We start from the raw sequence: 17736 nt of genomic DNA, 5'->3' as shown, positions 1-17736 counted from the left end.
AAGGGTACGAGGTGGCCGGATCGCCCCGAGCAGGCACACTGGGGTGGTGACCAGCGATCCCACGATGAGGGAGGCCTCCGTGCCGCGAATCGGGTTGTGCCAGCTCACGGCCGCCGAGGATCCCGAAACGAACCTGAAGCTGATTCGCGAAGGCGTGGCGGCCGCGGCGGCCGAGGGCGCGCGGATCGTGGTGTTCCCCGAGGCGGCGATGGCGCGCTTCGGCATCCCGCTCGGACCCGTCGCGCAACCTTTGGACGGACCATGGGCGTCCACAGTGGCCGCACTCGCCGAAGAGCACGGCGTCGTGGTCGTCGCGGGCATGTTCACGCCGTCACCCGACGGGCGCGTGAGCAACACCCTGCTCGTCACCGGCGGCGGGCATCACTTCGGCTACGACAAGATCCATCTGTACGACGCCTTCGGGTTCGCCGAGTCCGACACGGTCGCCCCTGGCACCGCACCGGTCACCTTCGAGGTCGACGGGATCATGTTCGGCGTCGCGACCTGCTACGACATCCGCTTTCCCGAACTGTTCCGGAAGCTGGCCGACGACGGCGCCGACATCGTCCTCGTGCCGACGTCGTGGGGCGCGGGCGAGGGCAAACGCGAGCAGTGGGAGGTGCTGGTGCGCGCCCGCGCGCTCGACTCCGGCTGCTGGGTCCTGGGCTGCGGGCAGGCCGATCCGGCCACGACCTCGACCCCGGTGAACCCGAAGGCGCCGACCGGGATCGGCTACTCCACGGTGTCCGACGGTTTCGGCCGCGTCCACACCCAGCTGGGCGCCGGGGCGGAACTGGTGGTCGTCGACATCGATCCCGCCGTCAGCGGGAAGGCGCGGGCGGCGACGGGGGTTCTGGCGAACCGTCGCCTCTAGCATCCACGGACCGTTCGAAGAAGGATTCGAGCACCACGATCGTCTGCGTCCCGGTGACGCCCTCGATCGCGTACAGCCTGCGCAGTGATGCCTGCAGCTCCTCGGTGGTCGGCGTGCGCACCTTCACCAGCAGCGAGGCCGGGCCCGCGATGATGTGCGCCTCCACGACCTCCGGCAACGCCTCCAACGCGGCCTTGGTCGGCGGATCGCCCATCCACGAGCCCGCCTCGACCAGCACGAACGCCATCACCCCCCGGCCGACCGCCGCCGGGTCGACGTCGACGGTCGTGCGCCGGATGACGCCTTGTTCGCGCAGTTTGCGGACCCGCTCGTGCGCGGCGCCCGCGGACAAACCGACCGCCTTGCCGAGCGCCGCGTACGCCTGGGTCGCGTCCTGCTGCAACTCGGTGAGCAACATGCGATCTACGTCATCCATGGATTGACCATATCAAGTTCGGCGTTTCATGATGAACTCAATATTTCATTCAGAGCACTGGGGTTTTCATGGACAAGGTCAAGGCACACTTCGAGGTCCTCGACGAGCGGTTCGCCCGGGCCAACGGGGACGAGTGGATGCGACGCCTGCACACCGGCTGCCGGTGGACCGAGGGGCCCGCCTACTTCCCCGCCGGCCGGTATCTGGTGTTCAGCGACATCCCGAACGACCGCGTCCTGCGCTGGGACGAGACCACGGGCGCGGTCGGCGTGTTCCGCGAGCCCGCCGGATTCCACAACGGGCACACCGTCGACCGCCAGGGCAGGCTCGTCAGCTGCGAACAGGGCGGCCGCCGGGTGACGCGCACCGAGCACGACGGCACGATCACCGTCCTCGCGGAGACCTATCAGGGCAAGAGGTTCAACAGTCCCAACGACGTCGTCGAGTCCTCGGACGGCGCGATCTGGTTCACCGACCCCAGTTACGGGATCGACAGTGACTACGAAGGCCATCAGGCGGAAAGCGAGATCGGCGCCTGCCACGTCTACCGCGCCGACCCGGTGGACGGTTCCGTGCGGATCGTCGCGGACGACTTCTCGCGCCCGAACGGCCTCGCGTTCTCTTTGGACGAGTCACTGCTCTACATCGTGGACACGCGACAGAACCCCAGTCACATCAGGGTTTTCCGGGTCGACGGGGCCACGTTGTCCGGCGGGGAGATCTTCGCGCCCTGCGACGCCGGTGGTTTCGACGGGGTGCGCCTGGACGCCGCCGGGCGGGTCTGGGCCGCCGCGCACGACGGGCTGCACTGCTTCGCGCCCGACGGCACGCGGATCGGGAAGCTGCGCGTGCCGGAGGTCTGTTCGAACCTGACCTTCGGCGGTCCGCGGCGGAACGACCTGTTCATCACCGCGTCCAGTTCGGTCTACACGCTGCGGGTGAACTTCTCGGGGCCACGCTCGTGAGTGGTAAGGACGGTTCTAACCGTCTTTACCACTCACGAGGCGGGAAGTGGTTCTAGCGCAGCAGGCCTTCCCGGATCGCCACCCGCACGAATCCGGCTCGCCGCCGCTCACCGGTCTTGTCCCGGATACGGTCGAGATAGGACCGCACCGTCCGCACGCTGATGTTCAGGATCTCCGCCACGTCGACGTCCCGCTCGCCCGCCGCGACCAGCCGCAGGACCTGCTTCTCCCGCTCGGACAGGACGATCTTGGGCCCGGCGTGGCGGTCCTCGCTGTCCTGGATGATCATTCCGGCCAGCGTCGGCGACACGTACGCGTTGTCGTCGGCGATGGTGCGGATGGCACGCAGGAGTTCGTCGCCGTCGACGTCCTTGGACAGGAAGCCCTTCGCCCCGGCCTGCATGGCGCCCAGCACTTCGGGCTGTTCGGCGTGCGCGGACACCACGAGCACCTTGTGCCCCATCTGTCCCACTTCGAGCACCGCGGCGGCGTCCTGGACACCGCGCAGCTTGAGGTCGAGGACGACGACACTGCCCGGAGGCTGTTCCTGGACGGCGAACCGCGCGACGGAATCGGCGACGGCGCCCAGCGCGATATCGGGCGCTTCGGTGAGGACGCGCGCGACGGCGTCCCGGTACAGCGGATGATCTTCGATCACCCCGACGTTGATCGGCATGGTCCGTTTCGGCTGCTGCTCGTCTGCGTTCACCGGCGTCCTTCGAATCCGCCCGCGTCGGTGCGGGGCGCGACCGGCCGAGACGGGCCGGGCACCTCCGGCGGAGACGCGAGCCCGAGCTGGATGGCCTTGCGGACCAGACCGGCCCGCCTTCTCTCTCCGAGTTTGTCACGGATCCGGTCCAGGTAACCGCGGACCGTCCGGACTCCGATGCCCAGGATGCGGGCGATGTCGACGTCGCGTTCACCGGCCGCGACCAGTCTCAGCACCTGCTTCTCCCGCGCGGAGAGCGCGACGTCCGGAGCCGGCACGGGACGGTCGGCGTTGTCCTTGATGATCATTCCGGCCACCACCGCGGAAACGTAGGCCCGGCCCCGCGCGACCGTCCTGATCGCGGTCAGCAGTTCGTCGACGTCGACGTCCTTGGACAGGAATCCCTTGGCGCCGGCGGCGATCGCGCCGAGCACCTGCTCGGGCTCGGCCTGCGCCGACACCACGAGCACGTGATGTCCCAGTTCGCACACCTGGAGCACGGCCGCCGCCCCGGCGATCCCCGGCAGGCCGAGGTCGAGCAGCACCACGCTGCCGGGCGGCTGCGGATGGACGTGGAACCGGGCGACCGAATCGACCACCGCGCCCAGTTCGATCCCTTCGGCCTCCGTGAGGACCCGGACCATGGCGTGCCGGTACAACGGATGGTCTTCGATCACCGCGACGTCGACCCGGTCGGTCTCCGGCCTGTCTTCAGTCATCTGCACGTTCCCGATCACCCCGTCCCACCCGCCGCGGACACCGCACGGCCTGCCTGCGCCGGATCCAGCGCGGGCCCGCGCGGCACCAGCGCCAGCAATCCATTCGGAACCGGTTGCCGTTCGGCTTGGCCGTACCCGAGGGAAGCGAGTGCCTCAGTGCTCGCCACCGGATACTTCAGGCCCGTGTCGGTGACGACGTAGACCGTGCCGGAACCGGATTCCGCCACCACCGCGCCTCCCGACGGAGGCACGAAGACGGCGTCGGCGACCAGCGCGTCCGATCGCGCCGTCACCGGGATCGCCTTCGCACCTTGCGGCAACGGGACCTGTGCGGAGATAACGATTCGAGAACCCTGTGCGCATAACGTCACGGACTGTCCGGTAACGGGCGCTTTTCGCGGGATCCGGTCCGGATACTCCGCGGGATCGGCCCCGCCCGCCCTCGCCGTGCCGACCTTCGGCACCGCGGCGACGTCGGCCGCGCGCACCGCGACGGGCGCCGGGACGCCGGTGTAGGCGTCCGCGTTCTGCGGGGTGTTGATCAGCAGGCTCGCCTCGGTCTGGCCGATCGGTTCGAGCCCTTCGGCACGGACGAGGTAGTAGGACGTCGCGTCGCCGGGCGACGCCATCGCGTCGATGACGCCGAGCACCGAACCGACCTTCGTCGCGGCGCCGCCGACCTTCGGGCCGGGCCGCCCGGCGTCTTCGACCGCGCGGTAGGCCAGATCGCGTCCGGCGGCGACGGTGCCGATCCACCGGGAGGACACCGCGATCACCGGGTAGGTGTCGAACTGCAGCGCCGTGGCGGCCTCCGGGGTGAGCTTGTAGCGGCGCCCGGCGGTCACGAGGTAGCGCTCACCCTCGGGGACCCGGACCACGACGGCCTGATCCCTCGGCAGGTCGATTCCGGCCGCGGGCGCGCCGAGGAGCACCGTCGTCTCCGGTTCGGCCGACGCGGGCGCGTCCTGGGTCGTCCGCGAGCAGCTCGTCCACGGGGTGTTCACCAGCGCGGCCGCCGCGGGCAGCGAATCGGGGGCGCCGGGAATGCCGATCTGTGAACCCCGCGGCGCCTTCGCGAGCTTGTCCGACGGGACGGTCACCGTGGCCTCGCCGTTGCCGCCGGCCATCAGCCGTGCGGAGGCGTAGTTGAGCACTGGGTGCAGCGCGCCGTCCTGGCCGAGGATGTAACGCGCGCCGGTGCCCTCCTCGACGATCACCTTGCCGCCCGCCAGCCAATCCTTGCCGCCGGAAGGATTCAGCAGGCCGATCACGCCGAAGACCGCGGTGACCAGCAGCGCCACGCCGAGCCCGCACAGGGTTCCGATGACGAGCCTGCGGCTCGGGGCGACCGGATGGTTGGCGTCAGCCGAGACCAGTGCCGAAACCAGTCTCCTGCGGAGGAATTGGTAGGCCTGGATCTGGTCCCGCTGCGTCCACACGCTCCCGTCCCCCGCCGTTCGTGCCCACCTTTTCGAGGGTGCTCACGTTAGGTTCCGGCCCCGGTTCGCGGTGAGGGTATTTTTTACGCCCCTCCCCCGCGCGGGGCGGGGTTACCGTCGGGCGCGTACACGGAGGAGGGGAATTCATTGTCGGTTGAAGCCCCGGCGGTGGGGACACCCCGCCCGGCCCCGGAACAGGCCCCCGCGCGCGGTGTCGCGGGCGCGGCGCCGCTGCCCTGGCTGCTGCCGATCCGCCCGCTGCAGGCGGCGCTCTGGGAGATCGCCGGGATCGCGATCCTGCTGGCCTTCACCGTCGACGGGATCCCCCAGGCCGCGCGGATCAGTATCACCGCCGTCGCCGGTGTCCTCGTGCTGACGACTTCGGTCCGCTTCGCCGGACGCCACGCCGCGGGCTGGTTGCTCACCTGGGCCGATTACCGGCTGAAGCGCCACGACAAGCAAGAAGTCCCCGATCCGCTGCACCGGCTCGCCGGTCCCGTCCGGGTGCGTCAGCACGTCGACCGCGCGGGCAACCGATTCGGTGTCGCCGAGGTCGGCGACGGGTGGAGCGCCATCGTGCGGCTCACCCCCGGCGCCGTGGCGCCCACGCCGGACACACTCGTCGCCATCTTGCGCGAGGCGTACACGAGCACCGGAATCCCCTTGTCCAGCGCGCAACTGCTGACCTGGACCGTCCCCAATGGACAGTCGGTGCTCCGGGTCCGCTGGCTCACCGTCCGGTACCGGCCCGAGGACGCGCCGATCGCGGCGCTCGCCCGGGGTGGCGGAGAACTCGGCGCGCTGCGGAGCACCGCCTGCGCGGCACTGTCGCTGATGGGCGCGCTTGCCGAAGCCGGATTCGAGAGCACCGTCCTCGAAGCCGGTGAAGTGGCGGAAAACCTGCGCGTCGCGCTCGGCAGCGGCCAGGACGCGCCGGTGAACGGCTGGCGTTCCTGGGACTGGGGCGGCGCGTCGCAGGTTTGCTACCGGCCCGGGTCGGAGCGGGATCTCGCGCGGACACTGGATCTTCACGTCCCCGGCTCGGCGTTCACCGCGACTTCGTACACGCTGTACCGCTCACCTGGCGGACGCGAGAAGTCCGAGGTGACCATCCGGGTCGGCGGACGACCGGGAGCGGAGACGGTGCGGCCCGGCGGGATCGCGCTGACCCCGCTGCACGGACGGCACGCGGAGGCGGTCCGGCGGACCCTGCCGCTGGCACTGGAGAACTGAGGGGACTGTCCGTGGAGGACTCCTTTCCTCACTGAGGGTAGGAAAGGAGTCCTCCACGGACGTAACTTCCACGCAAGTAGTCATCTACTTGCGGTGGGGGGATCAGCCCCGCACGGCCTCGTAGACGCCGGCGATCATGCCGACGAAGGGGACCAGCGAGAGCAGCACCAGGAACTCGACGATGTCGAGAGTCCTTGCCCAGTAGGGAGAACGACGTCCCTTCGCGACCCGTGTCGCGTAGGTGAGACAGACGCCCGCCGCCACGACGACGGCGCAGCCCGCGGCGAAGACGAACGAACGCGGCCCGCTCGCGGCGAGCCAGAACCCGGCCGCCGCCAAGGCCGCCGCGCCGAAACCGACGAGCACGAGCCGCTGCGAGCGGCCGGCGAAGGCGCGCGAACGCAACATCAGCGCCAGCCCCAGCAGGGCGCTCAAGCCCGCTTCCCAAGCCCCGCCCGAAGACGACAGGACCACCGAGGCCGAGACCACGACGAGCCCGAGCGCGACAAGCAGCCCGGTGAGCAACGCCTGCGCGTAGGTCGTGCCGCCGACCATGTCCTCGCCGAGCGAAGGGTTCTCGTCGGCGCGGAACGCGTCCATGTCGTCGGGCACCCGGGGCAGTGGCAGCCTGCCGAGCCGCAGCGCCAGCATCGGCGCCACCGCGGCGAGTGCCGTCGCCACGACGGCGACCACGGCGGCCGCCGAAACCGGGCGCACGTCGGCCAGCAGGACGACCGCGGTGGTGATCGCGCCGAGCCCGGCCGAAACGGTCACCGCCACGAACCACGGCAGCCGGTCCGCCACCGAAACGGCCGCGATCACGCCGTACACGGTCACCACGGCGAGCCCGGCGGCCAGCGGTCCGGCCGACAGGGAGAACAGCGGATGCGGTGGCAGGATCGACATCCCGGCCAGCAGTGCCGCCCCGACCCCGGCGAACGCGCCGGCGGCACCGGCCTCCGCGTCGCCGTACGCGCGGCTTAGCGCACCGCCCCCCAGCACCAGTACCAGCGCGAGCAGCCCGGTCCCGATCGGCGCCAGCACACTGCCGGACGCCGCGGCCTGCACCAGCAGTCCACCGGCGAGCAGCAGCACCACGGACGCGACGATGCCCGCCTTGCGCGCCACCGACGGTCCCCACCGGCCGGTGCCCGCCTCGGCGACGCTGGCGATCGAGTCGACGACGTCGTCGAACAGCAGCGGACCCCGCGGGCGTTCCCGCGGGGTCAGATGGAGGACTTCGCCGTCGCGTACCTGTGCCGCGGCGACCGTGAGCCCGAGCGCGAGCGGAGCACCGCCGAGCCGGGACAGCACCCAGCCGGGATGCTCGGCCGACGCCTGTCCCGAAGCGCCCGCGAGTCGCACGAGCTGCGGGACGAGTTCGGCGAACGTGCTCTGCTGCGGCAGCGCCACGTCGACGCGCGCCCGCGGTGTCACCACCGTGACGCGCCGGGTGGAGCCCGCGATCGCGGCCGTCATGCTTCGATCGACTTGGCGGACTCGATGACCGGGGCGAACTTGGCGCTGCTGGCCTCGGCCAGTTTCTGCAGCCCGTTGTTGACCGCCTCCAGCACGATCTCCGACAGGTTGCGCGCGTCGTACTGACGCACCGCGCGCGGGTCGATGTCGATCGAGGTGAACCGGCCGTCACCGCGCAGCACGACGGTGACCTCGTTCTGCCGCGAGTGCGCCTTGACCTCCATCGCCTCGACCGAGCGCTGGATGCGCTGCACCTCTTCGGTCTGCTTGCGGACCTGTTCCAGCAACTCGTCCATGTCCGGCATGGCGTAGGGGTCGGTGGTCACGAGTCTTCTCCTTCATCTGCGGTGAAATCCCGCCGGACGTGGACACTGCCCACGAACCGCCGGAAGTCGTCGCCGAGGCCGCGGGCCGCCTCGGGCGTCGCGGTGCAGGCGATCTCGAGGATCAGCCGCTCGGCAGGGCTCGCCCCCGGCACGGTCAGCTGCACCTGCGTCTGTACGAGATCCTGTCCTTCGGCGGTGCGGAGGCGCAGCACCTGCGTCACCCCCGGCGCGATCGGAGTGCCGATCACCTTGCGCCGCACCACTTCGAGCGCGGCCATGGACCGGCCGAGGCGTTCGACGGCCTCGTCGGCGATGTCGGTGATCCGTGCCTGGTCCGGTCGCTGCCCGACGCTCAGGGTGATGTTCGGGGTGAACTCCGCATCCGTTCCGGGGTGCACCGCCACGAAGACGGCGCCCTCGGCGCCGACGGACGCCGGCTCGACCGGGACCCAGCCGTCGGGGATGTCGAATCCGAGCGGGAGGGAGACCCGGTCCCGCGTCGCCATGTCACTCATCCCCGTCACCACGTGCCCACGTAGGAGATCGCGTCGTCCCACGCCTCGCCGACGGCGTCCGCCGCCTGGCCGGCCGCGCCGCTCACCGCGTCGACGGCCGCGCCGCCGTACTCGCCGACGGTGTCCGCGATCTTCGGCAGGTCGATGTCGATCTTCGCGCCGATCCCGGCACCGAGACCGAGCGCGACACCCGCCTTGAAGTTGACCTTGATGTGCCCGGCGTCGTAGACGGCCTGGCCGTCGAGCTGCGCGCCGAGTCCGTATTGGAGGGTGCCGCTCGCGCCGACGCCCACCCCGGCGACGTCCGCCGCGAGTTCGCCTTCGATCTTGCCGCCGACGAAGGCTCCTGCGTGCACGCCGACACCGTGCGCGCCCGCCTGGAGGGAACCGTTCACCTCACCGCCGACGAACGCGGTCCCCTTGGCGCTGCCCGAAGCGACGCCCCATTCCTTCTTTCCTTCGAGTTCTTCCTTGAAGGCGGCCAATTCGGCGTGCCCGGAGGCCTTGACGTCCCAGCCCTGTGAGGAGACCTTGGCGTCCCACCCCGGGGTGAAGCCGTCCTGCTCCTGCTTCCACTTGGCATACGTGATCTCGGTGCTGTTCCAGGCCTTGTCGCGCAGGCCTTCGGGCTTCGGCCTGCCGAACGGGGTGTCGCCGGCACGCGGGGCGCGTGTGCCTTCGAGACCGTCCCAGGTGAGTTTCTTCCAGCCGGAGTTACCGAACCAGGAAGGATGCGACCGTGGGCGCTTGCGGCCGTCGAGCGCTTCACCATTGAGCCAGTACAACGGGCCACGGCCCCATTTGCCGAGTTCGTGCTCGATCCGGCCGGCGCCCTCGGGCGGGAACAGCCGCGCGAGTTCTTCGCTCAGCTCGTCGGCGATCTCCTGCGCCGCCTGCGCGGCACGTTCGCCGAGCTGACGGGCGGCGGAGATGAACGCGTTGACCGCGTTCGCGTTCGCCGTCCGCGCCTGGCTGGTGAGCTGCGCGGCGTACTGGTCGAACTGGGCGAGGATCGAGTCCACACAGGACTTGGCGCCCTGCAAGGCCTGCGCGCCCGCCCGCAGCCGGTTCGACTGGTCGCTCAGTTTCGCGCCGAGCTCGCCGAGTTCCTGACTCAGTTTCGTGGCGGAGGTGGAGAACGCGATGTAGGCGTCACCTTCCCAGGACGCGTTGAGCGCCTTCGCCGCCTTGCCGATCTCGTCCGCCCGGCCCGAAACCGTCGACGCCCGATCGCCGCACCGCTGACCTGCCGCGCTCAGCGCCGAGGGGTCACCGGTGACCCGCCGCTGGTACTCGACCACGAGCCGCCGGTAATTCGACAGGATCGAGCTGACGACGCCCGACGCGTCGACCACACCGTTCCCCCACACGGTTTACCTGCCCTTCGCCGGTGAGTCAGCCCCTGCGTCGATGTCGATGTGCTGCTCGAAGTGCTTGCCGCCGAAGTTCATGTCGATGTCGATGTCGATGTCCTGACCACCCGGTGCCTGCACGGTGGACTTCCCGGTGCTCAGGTCGGTGGTGATGGTGACCGTGTTCCCGTTGCCCGCACCCGCGCCAGGCAGCGCCCCGCCGTTGGAGCCGGAACCCGCGCCGCCGCCCGCCGGTCTGTCCACCGGGATCCAGGCGTCCGCGCCGCCCGGCCAGTTCCCCTGGGATCCGTTGCCACCCAGCGCGGGCGGCCGGTACTGGGTGAACGGCGGCGTCTCGCCCGGCGTCGAACCACCGCCCGCACCGCCGCCGGAGCCGCCGATCGCGGCCTGTCCCGAACCACTGGCGACCGAGCCCGGCGCCTGCGGGTTGGTGACCGGGGTGCCGGAGACCGCCGAGTTGCCCGCCGCGCCGTTGTCACCGGCGTCGTTGTGCCCGAACAGTTTCTGGACCTCACCGATGATGGTGGCGATCTGGGTGATCTGGTTGGCGAGGTCGACCACGCCGAGCGCCTTCAGCAGCGCGCCGATCGCGGTGATGAACGCGCGCAGCGAAGCACTGGTGGCGGTGGAAAGCGCGACGGCGGCGCCGTAGGTCCACGGATTCGACATCAGGCCCGCGACCGTCGGGTTCACCGCCGAGACCACCGCCTTGTAAGCGGTCTGCGCGGTCTTGATCAGCGTCCCGGCGATGCCGAGCAGTTCGGCGCCCTTCTGCACGACCTGGATGATCTTGGTCAGCGAGTTCAGGGAGTCGGTGATCTTCTTCAGCGCGGAGTCCGACGCGCCGCCGGACCAGATCTTGCCGAGCTGCTCGGCGGCCTTCGTCACCTCGTTGTACATGGTGAGGAACTCGTTGGCCTTCTTGAGCACCTCGAGTACGTGCTTCGCGATCTGCTCCGGCTGTCCGGTGAGGATCTGCGGCAGGATGGTGATCGGCCCGCCCGAAGACGCCGTGGCGTCCATCGCGCTGGAATTGGGGTAAGTCAGCATGGTCGCTCCTCAGGCCGGAAGTCAGACGGAAGCCGGGCGGTAGACGCTGACCTTCGCCAGGCCGTTGATGTCCGCTTCGACGATTCCGTGGTTGTAGAGCAGCCCGCCCTCTCCGGCGATGGCGATGATCGGCTTGTTGTCGGAGAACAGGAGCGGTTCGACCACGACGACGTCGCCGCTGTGCACCCCGCCCGGCACGTCGCCGAAGTTGCGCGCCGTACCGGCGTAGACCTCGATGACCCCGACCCGCGCCTGGTTGTCGGCGTCACCGGCCAGCCAGTCGTTGAAGTCCGAGACGCCGTGGAACCGCGTGTCGGTGATCGGGTGGTCGCCGAGCTGCCCCAGCCGCGCGTCCCCCAGGTAGCGCAGCACGTTGCCGACCGACGACGGTTCGCCGCTGCCGCCCGCGCTGTCGTTGATGGCCAGTGTCGCCAGCTCGGAGGCGTGCGAGTTCCCCCAGATCGACGAAGACGTCGACCCCGCGCCGCCGCCGGGACGGCCGCCGTATCCGCCCGCGACCGCCTCGTCGGCGGCCTGGTAGGCGTCGGCACTGCTCTTGATGAAGCCGTTGATCTGCTGCAGCAGCTGCAGGAGCGTGCGGACCGCGACCACCTGCTGGCTCTGCATGGCCGTGTTGGCCGCCGCCACCGCGCTGCCGAACGTGGCGAACGACATCGGCTGCAGGACGGTGCGTTCGAGGTCTGCGACGACGTTGATGCCCTGCATGATGATGCCGCCCAGGTTCCCGACCGCCGAGCGCATGGCCTCGGGCTCCGCCCGGTACTCGCCCGTGCCGACCATGGCTCTCCTTCTCTCGTTCCCCCACGTCTGCGCCTGTTCCAGCAGCGTAAGTTCGCCACCAGACGTGGGCGGACGGCAAAAGTACCCACCGCAAGGGCGGCACGAGTGGCCAGAATGATCGGCAGGATTACCCACAAGCGGCCAGAAAGACCCTGATGAGCGCCATTCGCGACCGCCTGCCGGCCCTGGGCGAGCAGCCCGGTGAAATCGTCCTGCAGTCCCCGCCGATGCTGCCGAAGGGCTCCTCAGGCGGAGCCATGCAGCTGCTGATGTTCATGCCGATGATGCTGGGCATGGGCGCCATGTCGTTCGTCTACATCGGACGCGACGGCGGGGTGATGACGTACATCTTCGGCGCGTTGTTCCTCACCGCGATGGTGGGCATGGTCGTGATGTCGCTCGGCCGCGGCGGTGCGGCGAAGAAGGCGCAGATCAACGAGGAACGCCGGGACTACCAGCGGTATCTGACCGGTTTGCGCGGCCAGGTCCGTGAGATCGCGGACAACCAGCGCGCGGCGATGGCGGCGCTGCAGCCCGACCCGGCGGATCTGTGGGCCTATATCGAGACGGGGAAGCTGTGGGATCGCCGCCGGTCCGACTCGCAGTTCGGGCAGGTGCGGATCGGGACGGGACCGCAGCGGCTGGCGACACCGTTGAAGGCGCCGCAGACCGTGCCGCTGGAGGACCTCGACCCGGTGTGCTCGACGAACCTCAAGCACTTCATCCGGACCTATTCGACGGTCGACGGACTCCCGGTCGCGGTCTCGCTGCGGTCGTTCGCGCAGGTCATCCTGTCCGGCCGCCGCCCGGACACGCTCGGGACGGCGCGGGCGCTGCTGACCCAGCTCGCGACCTTCCACTCGCCCGGCGACCTGCGGATCGCGTTATGCGTCAAGAACGACCGGCTGCACGACTGGGAGTGGGCGAAGTGGCTGCCGCACGTCGCCTCCACCGCCGCCGACGCCGCCGGTCCGCGGCGGCTCGTCGACGCCGACTCCGGGAAGCTCGCCGACCTCCTCGGCCCGGACCTCGGTGACCGGCCCGCGTTCACCCGGCGGCCGGACGCCCGGCTGGACCTGCCGCATGTCGTCGTGATCGTGGACGGCGGGCACACCCTCGGCGACACGCGGCTCGTCGCCGAAGAGGGCAGGCTCGGCGTCACCGTGGTGGAGATCGGCACCGAGCAGCCGCGGTCGGTCTCGTCGGAACGGCTGCTGAGCCTGCACATGAGCCCGGAGCAGCTCGGGATGGTCGTCGGCGACGGGACGGAGCAGCGGCTCGGTTTCCTCGGCAAGCCGGACACCTTGGACCGCGGGGCCGCCGAGGCGCTGTCCCGGATGCTGACGCCGCTGTTCCAGGGAGCGGCGGTGGTCAGCGAGGCGCCGATGTCGGCGACGTTCGGACTGGCCGGGCTGCTCGGCATCGGCGATCCGCGCGACACCGACACCGAGGTCACCTGGGCACCGCGTTCGGCGCGGGACCGGTTGCGGATCCCGCTGGGCGTCAACCCCGAGGGCAGGCCGGTCGACCTCGACCTCAAGGAATCGGCCGAGGGCGGGATGGGCCCGCACGGGCTGGTCATCGGCGCGACCGGGTCCGGCAAGAGCGAGCTGCTGCGGACGTTGGTCACCGCGCTCGCCGTCACGCATTCGTCGGAGAAGCTCAACCTCGCGCTGATCGACTTCAAGGGTGGCGCGACCTTCGCCGGGATGACCGGACTGCCGCACACCTGCGCCGTCATCACCAACCTGTCCGACGATCTCGCGCTGGTCGATCGCATGGCGGACGCACTGAACGGCGAACTGCTGCGGCGTCAGGAGCTCCTGCACGCCGCCGGGAACTACGCGTCGGTGCGGGATTACGAAAAGGCCAGGGAAGCGGGGGCCAACCTGCGGCCGTTGCCGTCGCTGCTGGTGATCATCGACGAATTCAGCGAACTGCTGTCATCCCGGCCGGAGTTCATCGACCTGTTCGTCGCGATCGGGCGGCTGGGCCGGAGTCTCGGGATCCACCTGCTGCTCGCCTCACAGCGGCTGGAGGAGGGACGGCTGCGCGGGCTGGATTCGCACCTGTCGTACCGGATCGGCCTGCGGACCTTCTCCGCGTCGGAGAGCCGCGCGGTGCTCGGTGTCGCGGATGCCTACCAGCTCCCGCCCGTACCGGGTTCGGCGTATCTGAAGTCCGACAACGACACTCTCATCCGGCTCAAGGCCGCGTACGTCTCGGGGGAACTGCCGCCTCGCAGCAAGATCGTGCGCAAGGACGGCCAGACCCTCGGTCTGATGCCGTTCACGCTGGCGCCGGTGGAGATCCCGGTGACCGTCGAAGCCGAGGAGCCGGTGGAAAAGGGCACCGGCGAGACGATCATCGGCGCGATGATCTCGCGGATCGAAGGCAAAGGCCCGGAGGCGCACCAGATCTGGTTGCCGCCGCTGGCCGAACCGCCCACCCTGGACCAGCTGCTGCCGCCGCTCGGCGAAGACCCGTCACGGGGTTTGTGCCCGCTGGGCTGGGGCGGCAACGGCAAGCTGATGATCCCGGTCGCCCTGGTGGACAAGCCCTTCGAACAGCGGCGCGACATGCTGTGGGCCGATTTCTCCGGTGCCGCCGGACACGCGCTGATCGTCGGGGCACCACAGAGCGGCAAGAGCACACTGATGCGCGACATCGCCGCGATGCTCGCGCTCACCCACACGCCGGAAGAGGTCCAGCTGTTCGTGCTGGACATGGGTGGTGGCGCGCTGGCGCCGATCGCCGGGCTGCCCCACGTGTCCGGCTACGCGACACGGCGCGACGCCCAGCGCTGCCGCCGGGTGGTGGCGGAACTGACGACCCTGCTCGAACAACGCGAGGAGTTCTTCTCCGCCAACGGGATCGAGTCGATCACGACGTTCCGCCAACGACGTTCGGAGTTCCGGGAGAGCACCGAAGGCCGCGAATTCGGCGACGTCTTCCTGTTCGTGGACAACTGGACCACGATCCGCCAGGAATACGAGCAGCTGGAGGAGCAGATCACCAGCCTCGCGTCACGCGGGCTCGGTTTCGGCATCCACGTCGTCGTCTCGATCAACCAGTGGATGGGCATGCGGGCGCCGTTGCGGGACGCGATCGGCACGAAGTTCGAACTGCGGCTCGGTGAGCCGGCGGACTCGCTGATCGACCGCAAGATCGCGCAGAACGTCCCGGCGGACCGGCCGGGCCGCGGGCTGACCGCGGACAAACTGCACTTCCTCGCGGCGCTCCCGCGTATCGACTCGGACCAGCGGCCGGACACCGTCGGCGCCGGTGGCCTGGACCTGAACCGCCGGATTTCCGCGGCCTGGAAGGGAAATCCCGCGCCCGCCGTGCGCCTGCTCCCCGCCGAGGTCCCGTTGGACTCGCTGGAAGCCGGACCCCGCAAGCAGGTCACGCTCGGCATCGCGGAATCGAACCTGCGGCCGGTGCACCTCGACTTCGCCACCGAACCGCATTTCCTGGCCTTCGGCGACGTGGAATCCGGCAAGAGTTCGCTTCTGCGCGCGATCGCGCAAGGCATCACCGCGAAGTACTCCCCGGAGGAAGCGGCGATCGTGGTCGCCGACTACCGGCGCGGGATGCTGGGTGCGGTACCGGACTCGCATCTGCTCGGCTACGCGGGTTCGGAAAGCGTGCTGAGCGGGCTGATCGACCAGTGCCGGCAAGCGATGCGGAACCGCTTGCCCGGCCCGGACGTCACGCCGGACCAGCTGCGCAACCGGTCGTGGTGGCGGGGCCCGGATCTGTTCGTGCTCGTCGACGACTACGAAATGGTCGCGACCGTGGGCCGGAACCCCTTGCAGCCGCTGCTGGAATTCCTGCCGCAGGCGCGGGACATCGGGCTCCACCTCGTCATCGCGCGCGGGAGCGGTGGCGCCGGGCGTTCCCTGTTCGAACCTGTACTGCAACGGATCCGGGAGCTGGGTTCCCCCGGCCTCGTGATGTCCGGGTCGCGGGACGAAGGGGCGCTGCTCGGAGACGTGAAGCCGGGGCCTCAGCCCGCCGGGCGGGGTGTGCTGGTCTCGCGGCGGCACGGGACGGGGCTGGTGCAGGTGGCTTGGACGAAACCGGTGGAGGACTGAGCGCGGGGTCATCCCGAATTCGCCGACCGGGGAGGTTCGGTGTCATGGCACTGGATCTGCCCGCTGTTCACGCCGCCGCGGCGGCGCAGGCCGAGCGCGTCACGCCGGGCATCGACGCCATGAGCGCGTACCTGGCGAGGTCCTGGGGCCGCTGTCACCGGCGGCCGGAATCAGTGGGGTGCTCCTCCACCGCGGAGAGCGCATCGCCGCCTTCGACGAGGGAATGATCCCGGACCCGCACCGGCCCGTGGCGGGCACTCTCGACCTGCCGGGGTTGGCCGCGACCACGGTTCACCTGGCATCACCTGCTGCGGCAGACCAGCGCATGGGACGGAGACCTCTGGGGCGAACCGGCCCGGCTGGACGGCCCTCGGTGCTGGACGAACATGTCCTCGGCCCGCTCGGCGAGACCGTCCCGGTGGTCAGCGGTGGCGCGTACTGGGGAGGCCGGGCTCTGGATCTCCGCCGCCGAGCGGCCGGTTCGCGCGCGGCAACGCCGATCAGCACCTGCTCCGGGTCGACCCCGATCGTGACGCCGTCATCGTTTCCGTTGGGGTCAAGGCGTCGAGGAACTCGTTCGTGCTGTTTCGCGTGCCGCTCCTGTCGTGAGGTGACCGGTCACGGCGCGCCCCGGCACAGTGATATCGCTTGGAGAGTGATTGGTGCTTAGAGCTTGTCTCATTTGGCGAGTTTCTTGTAGCAGGTGATGGTGGCGCCGAGGACGAGGAAGGCGAGGTAGTGGCTGGGTTTGCGTTCGTAGCGGATGATCAGGCGGCGGTAGCCGGTCAGCCAGGCGATGGTTCGTTCGATGACCCAGCGGTGCCGGCCGAGTTTGTCGGCGGATTCGATGCCTTTGCGGGCAATGCGCGGAATGATCCCGCGCCTGCGTAGCCAGTCACGCAGGGCCGGGATGTCATAGGCCTTGTCCGCGTGGAGTTTCGCCGGTTTTCGTCGTCGTGGCCCTCGGCGGGAGCGGATAGCCGGGAGAGCGTTGACCAGCGGCTTGAGTGCGTGACTGTCGTGAGTGTTGGCCGCGGAGACCCCGACGGTCAACGGCAGCCCGGCTCGATCGGAGAGAGCGTGGATCTTCGAGCCGGGTTTGCCGCGGTCGACCGGGCTCGGACCGGTCAGACCGCCCCCCTTTTGGCCCTGACGGATGCACCGTCGAGGACCACGCGCGACCAGTCGATCAACCCCCGGCCACCCAGTTCGTCCAGCACCGCCTGGTGCACCTGCCGCCACAGCCCGGCCTCGGTCCACTCGGTGAACCGACGATGCGCCGTCGGCACGGTGACCCCGAAACTCGGTGGCAGATGGCGCCACGCGCAGCCGCTGGTCAGCACGAAGACGATCGCAGTGAACACCGCCCGATCGTCCACCCGAGACATTCCGCCACCTTGCGGGCGTGTCTTGCCCGGCGGGATCAGCGGTTCCACCAGCGCCCACAACTCGTCGGGTACAAGTCTCCGCGACAACTCGTCGGTCACAGGTCATGATCATGCCCGCACTTCGACCGGAACCCAAGTGAGACACGCTCTTACTGTGGCGCGCCTCGATCGCACTGGGATCAAGCCGGGATGTCATTCGGGAGAATGACGGTGGCCGCAAGGGGCGCGTCGCATTTCTGGCGGATTCCGGTTTTCGCCACGCCGATGTCGGCATCGCCACGACATGCGTGTCCACTTCCGTGCCCGCATTCGTTCTGGTAGCTACGAGGACA

The 17736-nt window shown here is 69.8% G+C and carries 16 protein-coding genes; 5 read left to right on the top strand and 11 right to left on the bottom strand.

Going from position 1 to position 17736, the window contains the following annotated elements; genetic code table 11:
- Positions 1-79 precede the first annotated feature (79 nt).
- A complete protein-coding gene (locus tag H074_RS10120; RefSeq protein WP_039922115.1) occupies positions 80-874 on the top strand; it encodes a carbon-nitrogen hydrolase family protein in 795 nt (264 codons plus the stop codon).
- On the opposite strand, the gene H074_RS10115 is transcribed toward H074_RS10120, so the two are convergent.
- The gene (locus H074_RS10115; RefSeq protein ID WP_039922025.1) at positions 822-1310 is read right to left on the bottom strand and encodes an Lrp/AsnC family transcriptional regulator; all 489 of its coding nucleotides are present in this window, start codon (positions 1308-1310) and stop codon (positions 822-824) included. The genes H074_RS10120 and H074_RS10115 overlap by 53 nt on opposite strands.
- Before the next feature lie 68 nt (positions 1311-1378).
- On the opposite strand from H074_RS10115, the gene H074_RS10110 reads away from it, so the two are divergent.
- A complete protein-coding gene (locus H074_RS10110; protein ID WP_007029925.1) occupies positions 1379-2275 on the top strand; it encodes an SMP-30/gluconolactonase/LRE family protein in 897 nt (298 codons plus the stop codon).
- Between the two features lie 52 nt (positions 2276-2327).
- Here H074_RS10110 and H074_RS10105 read toward each other — a convergent pair whose 3' ends face one another.
- From H074_RS10105 to eccB, 3 genes are read right to left on the bottom strand one after another with little or no spacing between them, the layout of a single operon-like run.
- Complete coding sequence (locus H074_RS10105) at positions 2328-2951, bottom strand: response regulator (protein ID WP_039922113.1); 624 nt, start codon at positions 2949-2951, stop codon at positions 2328-2330.
- 29 nt (positions 2952-2980) lie between these two features.
- Positions 2981-3703 carry a response regulator transcription factor gene (locus tag H074_RS10100; protein ID WP_235096716.1) on the bottom strand — a complete coding sequence of 241 codons (723 nt, stop codon included), beginning with the start codon at positions 3701-3703 and terminating at the stop codon, positions 2981-2983.
- 14 nt (positions 3704-3717) lie between these two features.
- Positions 3718-5142: a type VII secretion protein EccB gene (gene eccB, locus H074_RS10095; protein WP_007029922.1), complete on the bottom strand. Its 1425-nt coding sequence runs from the start codon at positions 5140-5142 to the stop codon at positions 3718-3720.
- 147 nt (positions 5143-5289) lie between these two features.
- On the opposite strand from eccB, the gene H074_RS10090 reads away from it, so the two are divergent.
- The gene (locus H074_RS10090) at positions 5290-6375 is read left to right on the top strand and encodes a type VII secretion protein EccE (RefSeq protein ID WP_007029921.1); all 1086 of its coding nucleotides are present in this window, start codon (positions 5290-5292) and stop codon (positions 6373-6375) included.
- Positions 6376-6477: 102 nt separating this feature from the next.
- Here H074_RS10090 and eccD read toward each other — a convergent pair whose 3' ends face one another.
- From eccD to H074_RS10060, 6 genes are read right to left on the bottom strand one after another with little or no spacing between them, the layout of a single operon-like run.
- Complete coding sequence (gene eccD, locus H074_RS10085; RefSeq protein WP_007029920.1) at positions 6478-7854, bottom strand: type VII secretion integral membrane protein EccD; 1377 nt, start codon at positions 7852-7854, stop codon at positions 6478-6480.
- Positions 7851-8180: a YbaB/EbfC family nucleoid-associated protein gene (locus tag H074_RS10080; RefSeq protein ID WP_007029919.1), complete on the bottom strand. Its 330-nt coding sequence runs from the start codon at positions 8178-8180 to the stop codon at positions 7851-7853. The genes eccD and H074_RS10080 overlap by 4 nt, the downstream gene beginning before the upstream one ends.
- Positions 8177-8686, bottom strand: a complete 510-nt coding sequence (locus tag H074_RS10075; RefSeq protein WP_007029918.1) for a hypothetical protein — start codon at positions 8684-8686, stop codon at positions 8177-8179. The genes H074_RS10080 and H074_RS10075 overlap by 4 nt, the downstream gene beginning before the upstream one ends.
- A 14-nt stretch (positions 8687-8700) precedes the next feature.
- Positions 8701-10050 (bottom strand): WXG100 family type VII secretion target, encoded by a 1350-nt coding sequence (locus tag H074_RS10070; RefSeq protein ID WP_007029917.1) that lies wholly within the window; start codon positions 10048-10050, stop codon positions 8701-8703.
- Positions 10051-10068: 18 nt separating this feature from the next.
- Entirely contained in the window at positions 10069-11118 is a 1050-nt protein-coding gene (locus H074_RS10065; RefSeq protein WP_007029916.1) for a hypothetical protein, read from the bottom strand.
- 21 nt (positions 11119-11139) lie between these two features.
- Entirely contained in the window at positions 11140-11919 is a 780-nt protein-coding gene (locus H074_RS10060; protein WP_007029915.1) for a WXG100 family type VII secretion target, read from the bottom strand.
- 155 nt (positions 11920-12074) lie between these two features.
- Between H074_RS10060 and eccCa the strand changes: the two genes are divergently transcribed.
- Positions 12075-16016 (top strand): type VII secretion protein EccCa, encoded by a 3942-nt coding sequence (eccCa, locus tag H074_RS10055; protein WP_007029914.1) that lies wholly within the window; start codon positions 12075-12077, stop codon positions 16014-16016.
- Positions 16017-16060: 44 nt separating this feature from the next.
- Entirely contained in the window at positions 16061-16243 is a 183-nt protein-coding gene (locus H074_RS40710) for a hypothetical protein (protein WP_161630673.1), read from the top strand.
- Between the two features lie 451 nt (positions 16244-16694).
- On the opposite strand, the gene H074_RS39160 is transcribed toward H074_RS40710, so the two are convergent.
- A protein-coding gene (locus H074_RS39160) for an IS5 family transposase (RefSeq protein WP_161630676.1) occupies positions 16695-17491 on the bottom strand; the annotation gives its coding sequence in 2 pieces (ribosomal slippage) (positions 16695-17161 and positions 17161-17491; 798 coding nt in all).
- Positions 17492-17736 lie beyond the last annotated feature (245 nt).

This window comes from Amycolatopsis decaplanina DSM 44594, from assembly GCF_000342005.1.
Lineage (GTDB): Bacteria > Actinomycetota > Actinomycetes > Mycobacteriales > Pseudonocardiaceae > Amycolatopsis > Amycolatopsis decaplanina.
Note: the sequence above shows the minus strand (reverse complement) of the source record. Positions and strands in the feature narration are given on the sequence as shown.